At 51.3% G+C, this 20,179-nt stretch carries 14 protein-coding genes; 13 read left to right on the top strand and 1 reads right to left on the bottom strand.

Features of this window, described 5'->3' with window-relative positions:
- The first annotated feature begins 90 nt into the window (after positions 1–90).
- From NSQ73_RS28015 to NSQ73_RS28005, 3 genes are all read left to right on the top strand, one after another.
- Positions 91–765 (top strand): response regulator transcription factor, encoded by a 675-nt coding sequence (locus tag NSQ73_RS28015; protein ID WP_171720634.1) that lies wholly within the window; start codon positions 91–93, stop codon positions 763–765.
- A complete protein-coding gene (locus NSQ73_RS28010; RefSeq protein WP_340989149.1) occupies positions 762–2,129 on the top strand; it encodes a sensor histidine kinase in 1,368 nt (455 codons plus the stop codon). The genes NSQ73_RS28015 and NSQ73_RS28010 overlap by 4 nt, the downstream gene beginning before the upstream one ends.
- A 1,147-nt stretch (positions 2,130–3,276) precedes the next feature.
- On the top strand, positions 3,277–4,215 hold the full coding sequence (locus tag NSQ73_RS28005; RefSeq protein ID WP_340989147.1) for an alpha/beta fold hydrolase: 939 nt from the start codon (positions 3,277–3,279) through the stop codon (positions 4,213–4,215).
- 529 nt (positions 4,216–4,744) lie between these two features.
- On the opposite strand, the gene NSQ73_RS28000 is transcribed toward NSQ73_RS28005, so the two are convergent.
- A complete protein-coding gene (locus NSQ73_RS28000) occupies positions 4,745–5,749 on the bottom strand; it encodes a LacI family DNA-binding transcriptional regulator (RefSeq protein ID WP_340989146.1) in 1,005 nt (334 codons plus the stop codon).
- Between the two features lie 491 nt (positions 5,750–6,240).
- On the opposite strand from NSQ73_RS28000, the gene NSQ73_RS27995 reads away from it, so the two are divergent.
- The 10 genes from NSQ73_RS27995 to NSQ73_RS27950 all read left to right on the top strand — a co-directional run bounded on the left by NSQ73_RS27995 (position 6,241) and on the right by NSQ73_RS27950 (position 20,156).
- Positions 6,241–7,602, top strand: a complete 1,362-nt coding sequence (locus NSQ73_RS27995) for an ABC transporter substrate-binding protein (protein WP_171720630.1) — start codon at positions 6,241–6,243, stop codon at positions 7,600–7,602.
- Positions 7,603–7,739: 137 nt separating this feature from the next.
- Positions 7,740–10,622, top strand: coding sequence for an extracellular solute-binding protein (locus NSQ73_RS27990; RefSeq protein ID WP_340989436.1), 2,883 nt, complete (start codon positions 7,740–7,742; stop codon positions 10,620–10,622).
- A gap of 54 nt (positions 10,623–10,676) precedes the next feature.
- On the top strand, positions 10,677–11,549 hold the full coding sequence (locus tag NSQ73_RS27985; RefSeq protein WP_081970408.1) for a carbohydrate ABC transporter permease: 873 nt from the start codon (positions 10,677–10,679) through the stop codon (positions 11,547–11,549).
- A 5-nt stretch (positions 11,550–11,554) separates the two neighbouring features.
- Positions 11,555–12,454 (top strand): carbohydrate ABC transporter permease, encoded by a 900-nt coding sequence (locus NSQ73_RS27980; RefSeq protein ID WP_042133769.1) that lies wholly within the window; start codon positions 11,555–11,557, stop codon positions 12,452–12,454.
- 13 nt (positions 12,455–12,467) lie between these two features.
- Entirely contained in the window at positions 12,468–13,976 is a 1,509-nt protein-coding gene (locus NSQ73_RS27975) for an NHL repeat-containing protein (protein ID WP_340989142.1), read from the top strand.
- Entirely contained in the window at positions 13,957–14,577 is a 621-nt protein-coding gene (locus NSQ73_RS27970; RefSeq protein WP_042133771.1) for a YIP1 family protein, read from the top strand. Before NSQ73_RS27975 ends, NSQ73_RS27970 begins: the two co-directional genes overlap by 20 nt.
- Before the next feature lie 14 nt (positions 14,578–14,591).
- Positions 14,592–17,171, top strand: a complete 2,580-nt coding sequence (locus NSQ73_RS27965; protein WP_340989141.1) for a DUF5696 domain-containing protein — start codon at positions 14,592–14,594, stop codon at positions 17,169–17,171.
- The gene (locus NSQ73_RS27960; RefSeq protein ID WP_039306560.1) at positions 17,168–18,067 is read left to right on the top strand and encodes a carbohydrate ABC transporter permease; all 900 of its coding nucleotides are present in this window, start codon (positions 17,168–17,170) and stop codon (positions 18,065–18,067) included. Before NSQ73_RS27965 ends, NSQ73_RS27960 begins: the two co-directional genes overlap by 4 nt.
- A 24-nt stretch (positions 18,068–18,091) precedes the next feature.
- Positions 18,092–19,102: a carbohydrate ABC transporter permease gene (locus tag NSQ73_RS27955; protein WP_171720626.1), complete on the top strand. Its 1,011-nt coding sequence runs from the start codon at positions 18,092–18,094 to the stop codon at positions 19,100–19,102.
- A gap of 25 nt (positions 19,103–19,127) precedes the next feature.
- The gene (locus NSQ73_RS27950; RefSeq protein ID WP_340989140.1) at positions 19,128–20,156 is read left to right on the top strand and encodes a glycosyl hydrolase; all 1,029 of its coding nucleotides are present in this window, start codon (positions 19,128–19,130) and stop codon (positions 20,154–20,156) included.
- Positions 20,157–20,179 lie beyond the last annotated feature (23 nt).

Genomic DNA, 20,179 nt, shown 5'->3' with positions numbered 1-20,179 from the left:
TGCTGGTGAATACAGGAAGCTGCCGCAGGGGAAGTTAAGCTTATATCTGAAATATCAGTACAGGCCGTACAAAGCGAAAAGAGGGAACGGATGCCTACTATACTTGTTGCAGACGACGATGCGAACATCCGCGAACTCGTCTGCCTATTTCTGCGTAATGATGGATACACAACAGCTGAAGCCGCGGACGGCAAGGAAGCACTGGAGGTCTATGCCAGGGAGCATGTTGATCTCGTCGTGCTCGATATTATGATGCCGGTGATGGACGGCTGGACGTTATGCAAGGAGCTTAGAAAAGCCGATCCTGATCTTCCGCTGCTGATGCTGACGGCCAGAGGCGAGACATGGGAGAAGGTGAAGGGGTTCGAGCTGGGCACGGATGATTACCTGACCAAGCCGTTCGATCCGCTGGAGCTGACGGTCCGCGTCAGGGCGCTGCTGAAACGGTACCGGATTGGCAGCGCGCAGATGATCCGGTTCGGCAGCACTACCCTCGACCGGCAGACTTACAAGGTGATCAGCGGGACAGAATCGCTGTCGCTGCCGCTCAAGGAGTTCGAACTGCTGTACAAGCTTGCCGGGACACCCGGACAAGTCTATACGCGTGAGCAGCTGATCGATCAGATCTGGGGAATAGATTATCCCGGGGATGACCGGACGGTAGATGTGCATATCAAGCGGCTGCGGGAGCGGTTTGCGGCTACACCTGATTTTCGCATAGAGACTGTGCGCGGGCTGGGCTACCGGCTTGAGGTTACCGAATGATCAAATCCTTATATACCCGGGTTGTCCTGACCTTCCTGGTCTCCGTAATCGGGGGGACGGTTATTTCCTTTTTTGTGGCTACATGGCTGTTCAGAGATAAATTAAACGAGAATCTGCAGCTCCCCCTGCTGCGCTTCGGACAGGATATTGTGCGGATCTATGACGCCTTCCCGCTGAGTGAGGCAGATGCGTTCGTACACGGAATGCAACAACTTGAATCCTACCATATCCGGATTTATGAACAGACGGGCCAGTTTCAGTCTTTCGGGGAGCTGCATGAGAATAAGCCGGTTACCGTGACCACGGAACAAGTGAAGCAAGTCTTGTCCGGGAAGATTGTTCAGCTTAATCCAACGGGAATTTCCACTACGCTCTTAGGGCTGCCGCTCACAACTGATGCGGGGACGAAAGCGATGTTTGTAGAGCCCATCGGTCCTCCTTCCACCTCTTTTGTCCTGACATGGATTCTGAACTTCTCGATCTATTCGCTGGTAGCAGGAAGTCTCGTGATTCTGGTGGCTGCCATGTTTCTGGTCCGGCCGATCAAAAAGCTGACCAACGCGACCCGGCGGATCGCAGCCGGAGATTTCAATGTGAAGCTGAATATTAAGCAGAAGGGTGAGCTTGGCACCCTGGCACGCAGCTTCGAAGAGATGATGCGTGAGCTGCAGCAGCTGGAGCAGATGCGCAGGGAATTCGTCACCAATGTGTCGCATGAGGTTCAGTCACCGCTGACCTCCATATCCGGTTATGCACTGGCGCTTAAGCAGATGAATATCCCGGAGGGCGAGCGGAACCGTTATCTGGATATTATCATCAGCGAAGCGGAGCGGATGTCCAAGATGAGCGACAGTCTGCTGAAGCTGAGTCTGCTGGAATCGCAGTCCCGGCAGCTGCAGCTCACCACATTCAGCCTGGATGAACAGATCAGACGGGTAATCGTTGCACTCCAGCCGCAATGGTCGGCCCGCAGCATTAGCTTCGAGCTTCATCTGAAGGCCGTCCGGCTGACGGCTGACCATGATCAATTCAATCAGGTGTGGACGAATCTGCTGGGGAACAGCATCAAATTCTCCAGGGATGGCGGCGTGATCAGCGTCAGTATCAAGCAAGATTATAAGAACGTGACCGTGCGGATATCCGACACGGGCATCGGGATCTTGCCTGAGGACCAGAAGCGGATCTTCGAACGGTTCTTCAAGGCTGACCGTTCCCACAGCCGCCAGTATAACGGAAGCGGTATGGGACTGGCCATTGTTAAGCAAATCGTCTTGCTCCATCAAGGCGATATCCGGGTGGAGAGTGAGCCGGGACGGGGCGCGAGCTTCATTGTCACCCTGCCGGTCACTGCACCGGCGGATTAGTCTGTTCTGCTGCGGCAACCTGCTCAAGCTTAGGCTTGTACAGGTTGCCTCAGCTTTTTTTCAATGACTGGAAAATCATGCTACTCGTCTATTGTGGATAATATGTGCATAATATTGTGGATAAGTTACATTGGAATTTGGAGCAGGAACCGTCTATAGAGGACGATTGTTGTTCTTGTATCAGAAATCCCTCTGAATCTGCCAAAAGTGGGCAGTATGGGAAAATCAAAGGGATAAATCCCTCTAAATCCGCCGAAAGTGAGTGGCATGGGGAAATTAAAGGGATAAATCCCTCTAAATCCACCGAAAGTGAGTGGCATGGGGAAATTAAAGGGATAAATCCCTCTAAATCCACCGAAAGTGGGCGGCACGGGGAAATTAAAGGGATAAATCCCTCTAAATCCGCCGAAAGTGAGCGGCATGGGGAAATTAAAGGGATAAATCCCTCTAAATCCACCGAAAGTGGGCGGCACGGGGAAATTAAAGGGATAAATCCCTCTAAATCCGCCGAAAGTGGGCAGTATGGGGAAATCAAAGGGATAAATCCCTCTAAATCTACTGATAGTGGGCAGTGAGAGGAAATCAAAGGGATAAATCCCTCTAAATCCGCCGAAAGTGGGCAGTGAGAGGAAATTAAAGGGATAAATCCCTCTGATTCCGCCGAAAGTGAGCGGCATGGGGAAATTAAAGGGATAAATCCCTCTGATTCCGCCGAAAGTGGGCAGCACAGGAAATGAGGGGCAGAAGTGCCCCTGAATTCGCCGAAAGTGAGCGGCAAGAGGAAATGAGGGGCAGAAGTGCCCCTGAATCCGCCGAAAGTGGGCGGCAAGCAGAATGAGGGGCAGAAGTGCCCTTGAATCCGCCGAAAGTGAGCGGCAAACGGAATGAGGAGCAAAAGTGCACTTGATTCACCCGTAAAGGTGATTTTGTTCAAATATAAGAATTTATATGTTTCGCACGGTAACTTATCCTTCTATTGATCGCTGAAACACCCCGTCCTTATAGGACGGCGCAGCCGTTTCCACTTGTATGCAGCTGTTCATATTCAGTTCATATTGCCGTCACGGGGAGTACATCTTCATTGTGTAAGCTTACCTTATTGGTTCGTAAGGATCTTAATCAAACGATGAGGACAGGTGCATGTATAATGAAAAAATGGCTTAGGGTTACGCTTAAATCTATTGCGGCCATAATGATCGCCATAGTGCTTTTTTTAGCTGTTGTGTTTGTAGTGAATATTATCAGCAGCAAATCGGAGCAGGGGAAAATTGAGTCTTACGGCCAACTGGTGCCTGTAGACGGCAAAAAGATGAATGTACTGATTCAAGGGACGGGCGAGGAAACTGTGGTGCTGCTGCCTGGTTATGGCACAGGCGCTCCGGCACTTGATTTCAAGCCGCTGATCGATGAGCTGTCTCCGTTCTACACGGTGGTGGCGGTTGAGCCATTCGGTTATGGATTAAGTGATGGAACCGATAAGGAACGGACTAACGATAATATTGCAAGTGAAATTCATGAGGCATTGCAGCAGCTGGGTATTAACCGTTACACGCTGATGGGGCATTCCATTGCCGGCATATACGGACTGGATTATGTGAACAAGTACACAGACGAAGTGACTGCTTTTGTCGGAATCGACAGCAGTGTGCCGACACAAGGCGGGATGGATGCTGAAATGCCCATCGGACTGTTTAAGTTTCTGGACAAATCAGGTCTGATGAGAATGCTCAAGAAGCTGAGCGGTGACCCGTATGCCGGACTGCCATATGATGATCAGATCAAGCAGCAGATGAAAATGATCTCGAATAAAAACTCCAGCAACGATACTACTATGAATGAAATGAAACATTTCAATGATAACTTTACAGCGGCTCAGGCTTTGGCATTCCCTAAGGAGCTCCCGCTGCTCCTCTTCATACAGGCTAATAATACAGATGTTGAGGGCTGGCAGACGCTGCATGAAGGGCAAGTGAAGGATTCTGTGCACGGCAAACTGATCCCGCTTGAAGGGGAGCATTACCTACACCACACCCTGTCTAAAGAGATCGTCCAGGATTATAAGGCGTTCATGGAACAGGTTAAATAATAGAAGCTTTGCGCTATATTCTGGGTAAACAGAAACAGCGGCAGCCCGGGACAACAGGTCCTGGATTGCCGCTGTTTTGTGATGATAATTGTAGTTAGCTTAGTTGATTATTTACGGGATTAAGAAACCTGGCAAGCTTCTCTTTATAGGCTTCAATGTCATGAAAAGTCTGAAGCAGCCATATATCATTACCACCTTTAGATGGAGGTCTGAGCGGACTGAGATTCCCTTATTTCGCCAAAAAAGCTCATAATAAGGCTGAAGCGGACTGAGATTCCGTTATGTTGTTCTTTTGAGCGTAAAAGGAGGCAAATCAGGATACTTAGCGGAATCTCAGTCCGAATCCCCCGCAATATCCCCAGATCGTGCAGGATAGAGGAATCTCAGTCCGTTTCACAGCTGGATGGGCCATGAGGACCCGCCGAAGTTCCAGTGGTAGAATGGCTAGCTCCATGCGCAGCCGCTAAGCTCCCTCTTGATTCACCCGTAGTATAATTATGTTCTACTATTTACACCCGGCTTACCTTCCTCAGTCCCTGACAATAAGATCTGCCTGAATCAGGATCTTCTCGTAGCTGGTGCCCGGATTCAGGATTCTCCACAGCATATGATCTACAGCTCTTGTACCGAGCAGCTGCTTGTTTACATTAACGGTTGCCAGGAACGGCAGGTTGGGGTGCGTATTATCGAAACCGGTAAACACCAGATTGTCAGGAACAGGCATACCCATAATCTCCATCGTCTCCAGGGCGAACAAAGCGTAGATATCATTAGCACATACAAAAACCTCGGGCAGACCGTGTTCGGTAACAGCCGCAGTGAAGGTTTCCCGGAAATTATCAATTTCCGGCCCGTTAAGGGAAAGGTTCTGCTTAAGTTCGATCTCGTTATCCTCAAGTGCGGCCCGGAAGACCAGGAACCGTTCATAGAAGCTCTGGGCATCGCGGATGTTGCCGAGGAACTGGTAGCTGCGGTAGCCCTTCTTGATGACAAGGTTCATCAGTTCTCTCATGCAGGACAGATTATCGGTAAAAATAGAATCGCACGGAAAGCTGGGATCGTAGTGATCCACCATCATGACCGGAATGCCGAGACTCCTGATCTCTGCCAGAATAGGTGTGGAAATGGAGCCGACTGTAATGACCCCCATGATGGCCTCGGGATTGAGGAGCGAGAACATTGAATCATCTTTGGGCTCTGTCAGCGTTAGCACATTAATGCCCCGCTGATCCAGCCGGGTAGAGATGCCGTTGAACAGCGGGCCCCAATATAAGGAGTCCGGATTCTGGTAGCGGATGTTGGGAAATAAGATCAGAATGGTTCCCGACCATTTACGGGCATCCAGATCAATAAGCTCACCCGGAGGCTGCGCAGCGGTTGAGTCTTTAAAGTATCCGAGCTGCCCTGCGGCTTTGAAAATCATATCTCTGGTCTGTGTGCTTACACCGGGTTTGCCGGATAATGCCCGTGACACTGCAAATTTAGATAGCCCCGTAAAATCTGCTATGGATTGGATAGTTACTTTACGCCGCATGAAATCATCCTACTTTAGTCAGTTTATTTAGTCTCTTCAGAAGAACTACATTCCAATTTTACATGAAGAAGAGTAGACTAACACTTGTTTTTTTAGTTTTCTGAAAATGGTTTTGCCTATGAATCTATCTGTTATTATAATTATAGTTTTATATTATCTTTTTGTTTTTATATAATGTTATTTTGTTATGATAAAGATAACACTGTTGTACGACTTCAACAAGAGATAAGCGGTTTTTCCACGTAAACAAGCCTTTATTATGTTAAAATAAGGATTTTTAATAAAATATTATTGACCATCTTCCTGCTCGGTGGTAATATTTGTTATGCTAAGAAAAACAAATAAACAATAACAAATAGGGGCGGTGTGGAAAACAAACAAAGGTAAATGGGCTTTTGTTATTTTTTTAACCAGCATTGTAAGCGCTTTATAAGGGATGTGGCAGCACTGACGTATTCATCATTTATCAATTATCATGGGAGGTTTGACGGATGAGAAAGATAAAGGGGTATTCAGTTTTATTATTGTGTTTTGTTTTTTTACTTACAGCCTGCAGCGGCGGCAACAATGCAGCCAATAATACCAAGGCCAATGCGACGGCAGAGCCTGCTGCTACAGAGGCAGTGGCAGAAGCAACAGCGGAACCGACGGCAGCACCTGTTGATATGGGCGGACGTGTAATTAAGGTAGCGGCCTGGTGGGATCTGAAGCCTGCGGGCAATTCCGCATCCGAGAAGGAACGTCTGGCCAAGATTACTGAAGTGGAGCAGAAGTACAACTGCAAGTTCGAATTTGTAAACGTTCCCTTCGAAGAATTCATGCCTAAATTCACAGCTACCGCTCTTACCGGCGAACCCTTTGCCGATATCGTAATTATGGAGTACAACTCGGCCTGGCCGGCAATCCTCAAGGGACAGCTGATGAAAGTAAGCGAATATACAACAGCGGCTTCCAATATCAACAACGAAGCTAATCTGCTGGTGAAGGCGCCAAAAATTGCTAATGAGGACTACGCCTTTGCTGAACCCGGTGTGGGTGGAGCCGGTATTCACTACAACCGTGACTTGTTCAAGAAGCTTGGGCTTCCTGACCTTCAGGAGCTGTATGCCAGCGGACAATGGAATTGGGAGAAGTTCGTTGAAGTTGCCAAGCAGGCAACCAAGGACACAGATAATGACGGCAAAATCGATACTTACGGCTTCTCAGGCTGGGCGATCGATATGCTGCGTAACTTCTCCGCTGCCAACGGCGGCAAGCTGGTGGATGAAGCAACAAGCACTCAGGGTCTGACTGATCCGAAGGTTATTGAGGCGGCTGAATTCATTAACCGTCTATACAACGTAGAGAACGTAGTCAAAGTCAAAGGCGCAGACAAAGTCGGCTATGACGAATTCAATACCTTCAAGGATGGCGATGTAGCGATGTTCCCGGCTCCGATCTGGAACCTGGGCGATCTGACCTTCGATTTCGGTGTGGTTCCTTTCCCGAACGGACCTTCCGGATCGCCTGAAGTTACCTATGCCGATAACGGCAAGAATGCATTCTTCGTTCCCAAAGGTGTGAAAGATCCGCAGGCGGTCTATCAGGCTTTTGAAGATACCTATGATATTACACAAACCGGTGATTTCCCTAGCCAGGAATGGCTGGAAAGTATCTACGCACATGAAGAAGATGTCGCTATGATGCATGAGCATATCAACAACACAGGCCAGATCCTGCTTGAAACCGCTTACCCGGAATATCCGACCTCCGGTTACATGAAGGATATTATTGTAGACAATCAATCGGTTACTGCAACTGCCGAGAAGTATAAGCCGGAAGCAGAAGCTTCCATTGCTAAGCTAGGCAAGTAATAGGAGGGTTCCGGATCGTCATAACAACGGGGGGTGTCTTGGTGACTCCCCCTATTGTATGGATATAAGATTTCCGCTTGTAAGGAGGACTTCTGGTGACAGATAAAAAGCGTCAATCCAAAATAGCCAAGAATATAATGCTTGCTGCTGTAGCATTGCTGATCATGCTTCCGGCAGGCTTGAATGTACAGGCTGAGACAACTACGCAGGCTGTGGCCGCAAATGAGCAGGCTCCCGGCGAACCAATAGAGATTGCCGCGAATCAAGAGAATAAATACGTTGCCTATCTGGCTGAACATAAGGACGCTCCCAGACCTGATCAGGAAATTCTTCTGGAGGCGGCTGACTATAGCCGTGTAGAAGGAGGCGGCTTCGAGAAGTGGTCCGATTACGAAGGTATGGCCGGTGAAGCGCTGTTAACCGGTGAAACGGGCAAGGCCGAGTGGACTGTCCAAGTTAAGGAAGCCGGCTTCTATAACCTGTCGATGCTGTACTATCCCGTCGAAGGGAAAAGTTCGGCTATTGAGCGCGCCTTCTATATTGACGGGCAGCTCCCTTTCAAGGAGGCGGCGTTCCTGCAGTTTGACCGGATTTGGGATAATCAGTCGGATCAGCTGGTCCAGGACAATCAGGGCAACGACCTGCGGCCAAGGCAGGTGGAGCGGCCGGTCTGGAGCGAGAAGGCGTTTCAGGACTCCGACGGTTATGAGAATGAGCCGTTTTTATTTTATTTCAGCACCGGCACACATACGTTAACCCTGGAATCTTCAAGAGAACCTGTACTGATTAAGCAGCTGAAGCTGTTCAGGCAGAGTGCACCGCTGCCGTACGAAGAAGTGAAGAAAGCGTGGGACTCCGAAGGCATGCAGGCCGTAAGCGGCCAGCTCCTGACTGTTCAGGCAGAAGACGCAACAGCGAAATCCTCCCCGACGTTGTACCCGCTGAATGAGCGTTCGAGCCCGGCAGTGACTCCGTACAGTTCTTCTGTAATCAAAATCAACACTATAGGCGGGCTGAACTGGCGGATACCGGGTCAGTGGATCGAATGGGAAGTGGATGTGCCTGAGACCGGATTCTATAAGCTGGCCTTCAAGACGCAGCAGAATTATGTGCGGGGAATCTATTCAACCCGGAAGCTGACCATTGATGGTACCGTCCCGTTTGCGGAAATGGCCAAGGTTCCTTTCCGGTATAAGAGCTCTTATCGGCTGGACATTATGGGCGGCAATGAGCCCTATCTATACAAGCTCGAACAAGGGAAACATGTCGTAAGGCTTGAGGTTAGCCTTGGCGAGTTTGCCCCGCTCATCCGTGAGGTAGAGAACAGCCTGTACAATCTCAACTCCATGTACCGCAAGATTCTGATGATTACCGGAACGAAGCCGGATGAGTACCGGGATTACCAGCTGGACCGGAAGATTCCGGGCCTCCTGGAGGTATTCGCTGCGGAGCGCGACCGCCTGAAGGGGATTGCGAAGGAACTGGTCCGTTTATCCGGACAATCCAGTGATCAGGAAGCGCTGCTCAAGACGATGGCCGAGCAGCTGGACGAGATGATTGAGGACCCGGATACGGTCCCCAAAAGACTTACCGCCTACAAGACGAATACCGGCGGACTCGGCACCTGGGTCCAGACGGCAAGAGAGCAGCCGCTTGAAGTGGATGCGCTCTACATAGCTTCACCTGATCAGAAGCTCTCGAAGAAAGGGATGGGCTTCGGCGCGAAGCTGAAGCATGAGACCGCAGCCTTCTTCACTTCTTTCTTCACCGACTACAACCAGATCGGCAATGTGTCGGATGAGGATGACCAGAAGTCGGTAACCGTATGGATCGGCAGCGGACGGGATCAGGCGAATACGATGAAGGCGATGATCGATGAGACGTTCACCGCAGCCACCGGGATTAATGTCAATCTGAAGCTGGTCAACATGACCACGCTGCTTCCGGCGACCCTGGCCGGACAAGGGCCGGATGTGGCAATGCAGGTCGGCAATGATCTGCCTGTTAACTTTGCGATGCGCAATGCGGCGGCAGATCTGACGCAGTTTGCGGATTTCGGGGAAGTGAGCACACGTTTCCGCGAGAGTGCGGTGCTGCCTTACCGGTATGACAGCGGGGTCTACGCCCTGCCTGAGACCCAGACCTTCAATATGCTCTTCTACCGCAAGGACATTCTGGAGGAGCTGGAGCTTGAGGTTCCGCAGACCTGGGATGAGGTATCCACACTGCTCGCGGTGCTCAGCAAGAATCATATGCAGTTTGGCCTGCCCGTAGTGGTCCAATCGGCAGTGCAGGGACAGAACATCCCGCCGAACTCGATGTTTGCCGCACTGCTGTTCCAGAATGGCGGACAATTCTACCGCGATGGCGGCAAAGCGTCAGATCTGGATTCGCGTACCGGAATTGAGACCTTCAAGCAATGGAGCGAATTCTATACCGATTACAAGCTGGAACGCGAATATGACTTTGCCAACCGTTTCCGTACAGGTGAAATGCCGATCGGCATCGCGGATTATACCTTATACAACCAGCTGTCTGTCTTTGCTCCGGAGATCAGGGGCATGTGGGGCTTCGTGCCGATCCCCGGAACCGTCAAGGAAGACGGCACACTGGACCGGACAGTCTCCAGCGGAGGCAGTGCAGTCGTGATGCTGGATAAAGCGAAGGACAAGGATGCGTCCTGGGAGTTCATGAAGTGGTGGACGAGTGAACAGACGCAGACGGTGTTCGGGCGTGAGATGGAAGGCTTGATGGGTGCTGCCGCACGTTATCCGACAGCGAATATCAAAGCGCTGGACAGCTTGCCTTGGCCGATCGCCGATTACGAGAATCTGAAAGCCCAGTTCGAATGGGCGGAAGGGGTTCCTGAGGTTCCGGGCGGATATTTCACAGGCCGGCATTTGTTTAATGCTTTTTACAAAACAGTGGTCGGCGGTGTGGAAGCCAGGGAATCCATCATGGACTATGTCCAGTATATTCAGGACGAAATCACCACCAAACGCAAAGAGTTTGGTCTATAGCGGTAAGGGGGAGAGTCAAGCGTGCAAACTTGGTGGAGCCTGAAATGGCAGCAGATGAGAGCGAATAAGCATTCGTACATTCTGATGGCGCCGTATATGCTGTTGTTCGCCGTATTTACGGTGCTGCCGGTATTGGTCTCGGTTGTGCTTAGCTTCACATATTTCAATATGCTGGAATTTCCGAAGTTCATTGGGTGGCAGAACTACACTCGTCTTTTTTTGGAGGATGATGTATTCCTGATTGCCCTGAAGAACACGCTGCTGTTCGCAGTAATTACAGGTCCGATAAGCTATATCGCCTGTTTCGTGTTCGCCTGGATCATCAATGAGCTGTCACCGAAGCTTAGAGCTGTAATGACGCTCGTGTTCTATGCCCCGTCCATCTCGGGGAACGTGTACTTCATCTGGCTGATGATCTTCTCCGGAGACCGGTACGGGATCATGAACGGGCTGCTGCTGAAGTTCGGCTTCATTCTGGAACCGATCCAGTGGCTGAAGACAGAAGGCTATATTATGCCGATCATCATCCTGGTCCAGTTATGGCTTAGTCTGGGAACGGGCTTCCTGACCTTCATTGCCGGACTGCAGACCGTGGATGGAACCTTATACGAAGCGGGAGCCGTGGACGGAATCAAGAACCGCTGGCAGGAGCTCTGGTATATCACCTTGCCTTCCATGCGCCCGCAGCTGATGTTCGGTGCTGTCATCCAGATTACGACCGCGTTCGCCGTAGCTGATGTTTCGATTGCCCTGGCCGGGTTCCCGAGCGTGAACTATGCAGCGGAGACCATCGTGACGCATCTGATCGACTTCGGCACCACAAGGTTCGAGATGGGCTATGCTTCAGCGATTGCTACTGTATTGTTCTTCATCATGGTAGGCACCAACCTGGTGGTGCAGAAGCTTCTTAGAAAGGTGGGTGAATAGAAGACATGAATACCCCCTTTCAAATAGGTTCCAAACGGTTAAACCGGCCTTTGCGGATGCCCAAGAAGCGGGTGAACCGCTCTGCCTGGGGCACCTTCTCTTTATTTGCCCTGCTTACTGTATTCGGGGCGTTTATGATTTTGCCTCTGGTGTATGCGATTAATAATGCGTTCAAGCCGCTGGACGAAATCTTCATCTTCCCGCCGACCCTGTTTGTCCGGCACCCGACGATGAACAACTTTATCGATCTGTTCAACCTACTGGGGAATTCATGGGTGCCGTTTTCCCGGTATATTTTCAACACGGTGTTCATTACCGGTGCTGGGATTATCGGGCATGTCCTGCTGGCTTCGGCGGCAGCGTACCCTCTGGCCAAACATCATTTTCCGGGCAAAAAAGCACTGTTCAGCATCGTTGTCCTCTCGCTGATGTTCACACCGGCGGTGACGGCTATGCCAAACTATATGATCATGTCCTGGCTGGGCCTCATCGATACGTACTGGGCAGTTATCATACCGGCCTTTGCCTATTCACTGGGCCTCTATCTGATGAAGCAATTTATGGAGCAGATTCCTGATGTGCTGCTGGAAGCCGCCAAGATTGACGGGGCGAGTGAATACCGCATTTTCTGGTCGATCGTGATGCCTAACGTCAAGCCGGCCTGGCTGACGCTCATCATTCTGTTATTCCAGATTCTCTGGGGCAGCGACGGCAACGGGTTCATCTACAGCGAGCAGCTGAAATCACTGCACTTTGCAGCGGGCCAGGTGGTTGCAGGAGGGATTGCCCGTTCCGGTCCGGCGGCAGCGGTGGCCCTCATTCTGATGAGCGTGCCGATCACGCTGTTTGTGTTCTCGCAGAGCCGGATTATAGAGACCATGGCAACTTCGGGAATGAAGGATTAAGGGGGGAACGCAGTTGATCGCAAAAAAATGGCTGCTGTCACTTATGGCGGCATCCCTGCTGATTGTGTATGCAGCTCCCGCTCCGGCGCATGCAGATTCTGCGCCTTATGAGAGCTACAACTATAACTATTGGGAAGAAGCGGTGCCCGCTCCTGCGGCGTATATCCCTGACCGGACCCTGTCCGGCAAGGATCTCGGGGTAGGCGATTTCCGGGAACCCGGCGACATGGTCGTGGCGGCAAGCGGCCTGATCTATATAGCCGACAGCGGAAACGGGCGGATTATTTGCCTGGACCCGGACTGGAAGGTCGTTAAGGTCATTAATAGCTTCGATAATCAGGGCGCTGAGGATACATTCAAGAATCCATCCGGATTGTACATTACGGAAGACGGCAATTTGTATGTTGCCGATACGGATAACGGGCGTGTGGTGATCCTGTCCCCGGAAGGGGAGCTGCTCGGCATGGTGGAGAAGCCGGCGTCTGATATTTTGCCGGCGGACTTCAAGTTTATTCCCGTGAAAGTGACTGTAGATCAGGCTGAACGTGTCTATGTCATCGCTAAAGGGATCTTCGAAGGGATCATGCAGTTTGATAAGAACGGTGAATTCATCGGCTACGTCGGCACGAACAAGGTACAGCGTGACTATACCGAATATCTGTGGCGGCTGGTCTCAACCAAAGCGCAGAAAGCGCAGATGGCGCTGTTTGTGCCTACAGAATTCTCCAATGTTGATGTGGATGCCAAAGGTTTCCTCTATGCGACGAATATTGATCCGGGCTCGCAGGAGCCGATCAAGCGCCTGAATCCCTCCGGGGAGGATGTACTGAAGCGGTTCGGATATTTCGACATTAAGGGGGATATCCGGTACCGCACAGCGGATGGACCGTCCAAGTTCACAGATATTAAAGTGCTGGCGAACGGGATGTACAGTGCGCTTGATGCCAATCAGGGCAAGGTGTTCACGTACAACGATGAAGGTGATCTTCTCTATGTCTACGGAGGCAAAGGCAACCAGACCGGGACCTTCAAAATACCGGTAGCGGTAGAGTTCTCCCAGGGGAACCAGCTCGTACTGGACCGGGGGAAAGGCAACATTGTCGTGTTCAGGCCGACCCGGTTCGGCACAAGTGTCAATGAAGCGGTGGGGTATCACTACAATGGTGAAGATACGCTCGCTGTGCCGGTATGGAGGGAAGTCCTGAAGCTGAACTCCAACTACGATATCGCTTATATCGGCATTGGCAAGTCCTTGCTGATGGACAAAAAAAACAAAGAGGCACTTAAATATTTCAAGCTCGGAATGGACCGCGACGGGTATTCGGTAGCCTTCAAACGGTACCGGAGAGAAGTCATGCAGGAGCATTTCGGAACCTTCCTGACAGCGGTAATGATCCTGGTGCTGGCTTGGCTGTCTTATAAGCTCTTCAGCTTCTGGAGAAGGAAGCGGCGGTTAACCGCATCCAGGCAGGCTTCGCCAAACCTTAAGGAGGGGAACGCCCATGAGGCAGGATTTCATTAAATTCCCGCTGCACCTCATTGTGCATCCGTTTGACAGCTTTTGGGATATGAAGTACGAAGGCAAAGGGAAGGTCCGGGTCGCGTTGACGATTCTGCTGCTGGTCGTGATTTCGATGATCCTGAAGGATCAGTTTGCGGGTTTCCTGGTGAATTATAACGACCCCCGGCATCTGAACAGCATCACGCAATTGTTCACGATTATCTTTCCCTTCTTCCTGTGGTGCCTCTCCAACTGGGCGATCACCACACTCATGGACGGGGAAGGCAAATTCAAAGAAATTATGATGGCTACAGCCTATGCGCTAGTTCCGATTGTAATCATTTATGTGCCGATGATCCTGGCCAGCCGGTTTATGGCGGAGGAAGAAACAGCCTTCTATTATCTGATGATGACGATATCCTCCATATGGTTCGTCGCGTTATTATTCGTCGGTATTATGACCGTTCATCAATATACCGTGCTAAAAACCATAGTCACGATGCTGCTCACGGTTATTGTCATGGGAATTGTCGTGTTTCTGGGGACGCTCGTATTAAGCATGCTTCAGCAGATTATAGAATTCTTCGTTAACATTTACCGGGAATTAATTTTCCGTACGTAAAGGAGGCCGCACCTGTGAAAAATCGTAAAATGCTGGTCGCGGTGCTCGCCTGTGCCGCAGTCATGCTTATTCTTGCCGGTTCTGCCGTATTCTTCTCCTCACGCGGAGTGAAGGCGGTGGAAGCCTCGGCCTATATGGAAGTAACAGATGAGCTGGAGGCCGGAACCGGGTTCACCGCACTGCCGGATTCGTCCGGGGGCATTCCGGGTATGCAGCTCGCAGCAGATGAATCTGAGCTGTCCTTATATTTCAATCCAGAGACAACGGAAATCGCCGTGAAGGATAAAAGCCATGGTCAGATCTGGTACAGCAATCCGGCGGGCCGCGGGCAGGATACCCTGGCTTCGGGATTCGAGAAGGAGCTGCTGTCCTCGCAGCTGAACGTACTGTTCCGCGACTCTATAGGGACGCTTGAATCCTATACGAACTTCGCCCAGAGTATCAGCAGCAAACAATTCACTGCCGAGAGCATCAAGAACGGGCTGCGGATTGTATATACGATTGGAGATACATCCATCGGGATTGATGCGCTGCCTAAGTTCATCAGCAAGACAAGAATGGAAGAGAAGGTCCAGGCTAATCTGGATGCGTCCAGCGCCAAATATGTAGGGCAGCGTTATTATCCGAAAGACGGTGACCCGGAAGTTCTGGAGCGCATTGATGCCCAGGTCTCGAAGCCGCTGGTGCTGAGCAAAATGACCGCGGCCTTCAACAAATCCGGTTATTCTGCGGAAGATCTGGCCTTCGATAATGAGGAGAACGGAGTGGAGGGCGGCTCCGGAGCAAGCAAGCCGAACTTCATCATTCCGCTGGAATACCGGCTGGATGCAGGGTCGCTGGTAGTAACTATTCCTGTGAACCAGGTCAAGGAGAGCGGTGAATACCAGATCCGCAGCCTGGAGCTGCTGAATATGTTCGGAGCAGCCGGTCAGCAGAGCGACGGCTACATGTTCGTTCCGGACGGCTCCGGCAGCCTGATCTATCTGAATAACGGAAAAGTGAAGGAAGAGCAGTATGTACAGCGTGTATACGGCCCGGACCCGAATGATAACAGCTATAGACGCGGGCAGGTCAGCGAGAGTGCCAGAATGCCGGTCTTTGGCCTGAAAACAGAGGATGCCGCATGGTTTGCCGTGATCGAGAAAGGCGATGCCATAGCCAGCATTGCCGCAGATATCAGCGGCAAGAAGAACTCCTACAACTTCATCCACAGCAGCTACACCCTGCGGGGAGAAGATGAGCTTGAGCTGTATACGGGTTCTACCATTCAGGAAATCCAGCTGTTAAATGATGAGATTTACAAAGGCGATATTGAGGTCCGCTACAGCTTCCTCGGCAAAGATAAAGCCAATTATTCAGGAATGGCTGAGCTGTACCGGAATAAGCTGGCGGCGGAGCAGGTGCTGCAGCCTCTGGAGACCGGACAGGATGTCCCCTTCTATCTCGATATGCTGGGGGCAGTCGACAAGCAGAAGTCGTTCCTCGGCGTCCCTTACCGGTCCGAGATTGCCATGACCACCTTCGGACAGGCGGCACAGATTGCTGAACAACTGAAGCAGGATGGCGTTGACCGGCTGCTTATGCGCTATACCGGCTGGTCTGCCAAAGGGGTGAATCACGCTACACCGGATAAGCTGAAGACGGAAAGTGTGCTCGGCAGCAAAGCGGAGCTTCTTGAATTATCAGAGCAGCTGGAACAGGCGGGAGGTGTGTTATTCCCGGATGTGGCCTTCCAGAAGATTTATCACGATGATGGCGGCTTCACGCCTTCCTCCGATGCCTCGCGGTTCGTGACCCGGGAAGAAGCGGAGCTCTATCCGTACAACCGGGCCTTGAACCGGATGGATATGACGCTCGGAAGCTACTATCTGTTGTCACCGGCCAAGCTGCCCTATTATGTAGACACATTCATGAGCAAGTATAAAGCTTATAGGTTCAATGGCGTATCCCTGCGGGATCTCGGCAGTGTGCTCAGCTCGGATTTCCGGGTCAGCCGGGTCATTCAGCGGGAGACGGCCAAACAAATTGTAGAAGAGCAGCTGGGCAAGCTGGATCAGAGCATAGGCCAGACGATGGTCGCCGGAGGCAATGCGTATGCATGGCCTTACTCGGATCATCTGATCAATGTGCCGACCGCCTCCAGCGGCTTCGTGCTGACGGATGAAGAAATCCCGTTCTATGAAATGGTTGTCCATGGTTACATCAGCTATACGGGGACGCCGGTGAATCTGAACGATGAACAGGATCTCAAGGTGCAGCTGCTCCGCTCTATTGAGCTTGGTGCCGCGCCCCATTTCTCCTGGTCGTATGAGCCGTCCTCCAAGCTGAAATACACTCATTTTGACGACATGTATGCCACAAGTTATCAGGATTGGTACGGTCAGGCGGTTTCGCTGTACAAGGAAGTCAGTAAAGTGCTCTCTCCGGTACAGAACGCGCAGATCGTGAATCACATACGCCATCAGGAGGGTGTTGTGGAGGTGCAGTACAGCAACGGGATTTCAATCTATGTAAATTACACAGACATGCCAGTCTCCGTACACGGCTTCACCGTCGGAGCCGGACAATATGGGATAGAAGGTGGGCAGTCATGAGGGGGAGCAAGCTCAGCTTAAATCACAAGCGCTCTTGGCTGGGAATCGCCTTTATTACGCCGTGGCTGCTTGGATTCGTATTCATGTTCGCGGCTCCGCTCATTCAGTCCATCAAATTCAGCTTCAGCAAATTAAATGTCGATCCGACCGGGTTCACACTGGACTGGGTGGGCTGGTCTAATTTCAACAATGCGTTGTTTGTAGATGCCACCTTCAACCGCGTACTCACCGAATCCGTCAGGGATATGGTGCTTAACGTTCCGATGATCCTGTTCTTCAGCCTGTTCTCGGCAACACTGCTGAATCAGAAATTCCGGGGGAGAGTTCTGGCCCGTGCGATATTCTTCCTGCCGGTTATTCTGGCTTCGAATGCGATATCGGCGGCAGAAGCTTCCGGACTGATCAACCTGGTGGGGGATGCCACGGCTGTGAATGAACTCGGTCAATCCGGCTCCCAGTACAACGTCATGTCTATGGTGATGATTCTGAGTGATATCGGTCTGCCGCTGTCGTTCGTGGATTACATTGTGGATGCTATCCTGCGGATCTATGAGATTATTACGAGCTCGGGTGTACAGATTCTAATCTTCCTGGCCGCGCTGCAGTCTGTGCCGGGAGCGATGTACGAGGTAGCGAAGATTGAAGGGGCGACCGCTTATGAATCCTTTTGGAAAATCACCTTCCCGCTGGTAAGCCCGCTTATCCTGACCAATGTGATCTACACCATTATCGACTCTTTCACGGGTAGTAAAGTGACGCAAATGATCTTCACCACTGCGTTCACCACCCAGAACTTTGGTCTCAGCGCGGCCATGTCGTGGATCTATACGCTGATTATTAGCATCGTCCTGATTATTGTAGGATACGTGCTGTCCAAAAGAGTGCATTACAATTGATGAATCGCAAAGGAGGATATGGCTATGCAAGCTCCTCAATCTGTTCAGCCTGCTCATAGGGAGGCGAATCACCATAGAGTCCATAAGCTAAAAGGCAAAGCAGTGGATCTTCTATACGCACTGTTCCGCTATGCGCTGGTCATCGGGATCTCCTTCATCATTATTTACCCGCTGCTTATGAAGTTCTCCATCGCCTTCAAGGATAAAGCGGATATCTACAATCCGACGATTTATATGATTCCGGTCCACTACACTATGGATAACATCAGAATGGCGATGCAGATTCTGGATTACTTCCCGCTGCTGGGGAATACGCTGCTCTTCGTCGTAGTGACTACGGTGCTAACCACGGCTTCCTGCGCTTTGGCCGGTTACGGCTTCGCCCGGTTCAGCTTTCCGGGGAGCAACATCCTGTTCGCGCTCGTCATTCTTACCCTGCTTGTCCCTACCAGCACGCTGATGGTGCCGATGTACCTGCATTTCAGAAGCTTTGACATTATGGGGATTATTCATTTGTTTACAGGGAGAAGCGGCATTAATCTGCTCAATACGTATTGGCCATCGATGATTACATCCGCGACAGCCATCGGACTTAAGGCGGGGTTGTTTATTTATATTTTCCGCCAGTTCTTCAAAGGGATGCCGAAGGAGATTGAGGAAGCGGCGCTGATCGACGGTGCAGGGGGCGTGAAGACGTTCCTGCGAATTATGCTGCCCAATGCGGTCTCGCCGATGATTACGGTCATCCTGTTCTGCTTCGTCTGGCAGTATAACGATACCTTCTTCACCTCGCTGTTCATGAGTGAAATTGCACTTATGCCTACGAAGGTCAGCTCGCTGGCCGCGCAGGCCAATGCCCTGCTGCCGGGATTGCTGGGGGTAGGCGGGGGATCGGGTGTTAAGGCGGACCCCAATCACGTAGCGATGATTATCGATACCGGTATCCTGCTGGCGATTCTCCCGCTGATTACCTTGTATATGGTGGTGCAGCGTTACTTCGTAGAGAGCGTGGAACGCAGCGGAATTATCGGCTGATCTCATTCAGAGAGGAATTTAGAACATGCATAAAGAGAAGGCATCCCAATATATAGTGGAGCCTAAGCTGGTGAACCCGCATGCGGATGCGGGTGCGCTTAGGCTAATGACCTATCTGTGCAGCATCTACGGGTCCCGTGTATTAACGGGACAGCAGATCGGTGTCGAATCGGCGCCCGAGCTTGAGATTCTGTACGAAGTGACAGGCAAGTACCCGGCTGTCTATGGTTTCGACTTCATGAATTATTCGCCTTCCCGGACGGAGCGGGGGGCGGAATGCAGTGACACCGATATTGCCATCGGCTGGTGGCGGAGCGGCGGGATCGTCACCTTCTGCTGGCACTGGAACGCGCCCAAGGATCTGATCGATCTGCCGCCCGACAAGACCTGGGGAAGCGGCTTCTATACCAAGGCCACGACCTTTGATCTTGCACAGGCGTTGGATCATCCGGAATCGGAGGAGTATCAATTGCTGCTGCGGGATATGGATGCCATCGCCCTGCAGCTGAAGCGGCTTCAGGCTGCCGGAGTCCCCGTACTGTGGAGACCGCTCCACGAGGCATCTGGCGGCTGGTTCTGGTGGGGCGCGCGCGGCGCTGATCCGTATATCCGGCTGTGGAAGCTGATGTATGACCGGATGACGAATCTGCATAAGCTGAATAACCTGATCTGGGTATGGAACGGCCAGCATGGTGACTGGTATCCGGGTGATGAATACGTTGATATCATCGGAGAGGATCTGTATCCTTCGGCCAGAGACTATAGCTCGCAGAAGGGGCATTTCCAGCGTGCACGAAGCTATACCGGGCAGAACAAAATCATTGCCTTATCGGAGAATGGAGTGCTTCCGGACCCGGATTCCATGCTGAAGGATCAGGCCCTGTGGGCCTGGAACTGCACCTGGTACGGCAACTTTGTGTATATGACTGAAGAGGATGGCCGGCGAACCTACAGCAGCACGTATACCGGTAGAGAGCATCTGATCAAATATTATGATCATCCGCTCACGGTAACGAAGGATGAGCTTCCAAATCTGCGAGACGAGAACGAATAAAGCAGCATTTGAATGAGCATGTG

Origin of the sequence: Paenibacillus sp. FSL R10-2736 (assembly GCF_038000245.1) — a bacterium.
Classification (GTDB): domain Bacteria; phylum Bacillota; class Bacilli; order Paenibacillales; family Paenibacillaceae; genus Paenibacillus_AQ; species Paenibacillus_AQ phytohabitans.
Note: the sequence above shows the minus strand (reverse complement) of the source record. Positions and strands in the feature narration are given on the sequence as shown.

Bases quoted from the DNA above. Each gene is read 5' to 3' on its own strand.
- NSQ73_RS28010 (WP_340989149.1), top strand. From the start codon at position 762: ATGATCAAATCCTTATATACCCGGGTTGTCCTGACCTTCCTGGTCTCC.
- NSQ73_RS27970 (WP_042133771.1), top strand. From the start codon at position 13,957: ATGAGGCAGGATTTCATTAAATTCCCGCTGCACCTCATTGTGCATCCG.
- NSQ73_RS27990 (WP_340989436.1), top strand. From the start codon at position 7,740: ATGCTTGCTGCTGTAGCATTGCTGATCATGCTTCCGGCAGGCTTGAAT.
- NSQ73_RS28005 (WP_340989147.1), top strand. From the start codon at position 3,277: ATGAAAAAATGGCTTAGGGTTACGCTTAAATCTATTGCGGCCATAATG.
- NSQ73_RS28000 (WP_340989146.1), bottom strand. From the start codon at position 5,749: ATGCGGCGTAAAGTAACTATCCAATCCATAGCAGATTTTACGGGGCTA.
- NSQ73_RS28015 (WP_171720634.1), top strand. From the start codon at position 91: ATGCCTACTATACTTGTTGCAGACGACGATGCGAACATCCGCGAACTC.
- NSQ73_RS27950 (WP_340989140.1), top strand. From the start codon at position 19,128: ATGCATAAAGAGAAGGCATCCCAATATATAGTGGAGCCTAAGCTGGTG.
- NSQ73_RS27960 (WP_039306560.1), top strand. From the start codon at position 17,168: ATGAGGGGGAGCAAGCTCAGCTTAAATCACAAGCGCTCTTGGCTGGGA.
- NSQ73_RS27995 (WP_171720630.1), top strand. From the start codon at position 6,241: ATGAGAAAGATAAAGGGGTATTCAGTTTTATTATTGTGTTTTGTTTTT.
- NSQ73_RS27980 (WP_042133769.1), top strand. From the start codon at position 11,555: ATGAATACCCCCTTTCAAATAGGTTCCAAACGGTTAAACCGGCCTTTG.
- NSQ73_RS27955 (WP_171720626.1), top strand. From the start codon at position 18,092: ATGCAAGCTCCTCAATCTGTTCAGCCTGCTCATAGGGAGGCGAATCAC.
- NSQ73_RS27985 (WP_081970408.1), top strand. From the start codon at position 10,677: ATGAGAGCGAATAAGCATTCGTACATTCTGATGGCGCCGTATATGCTG.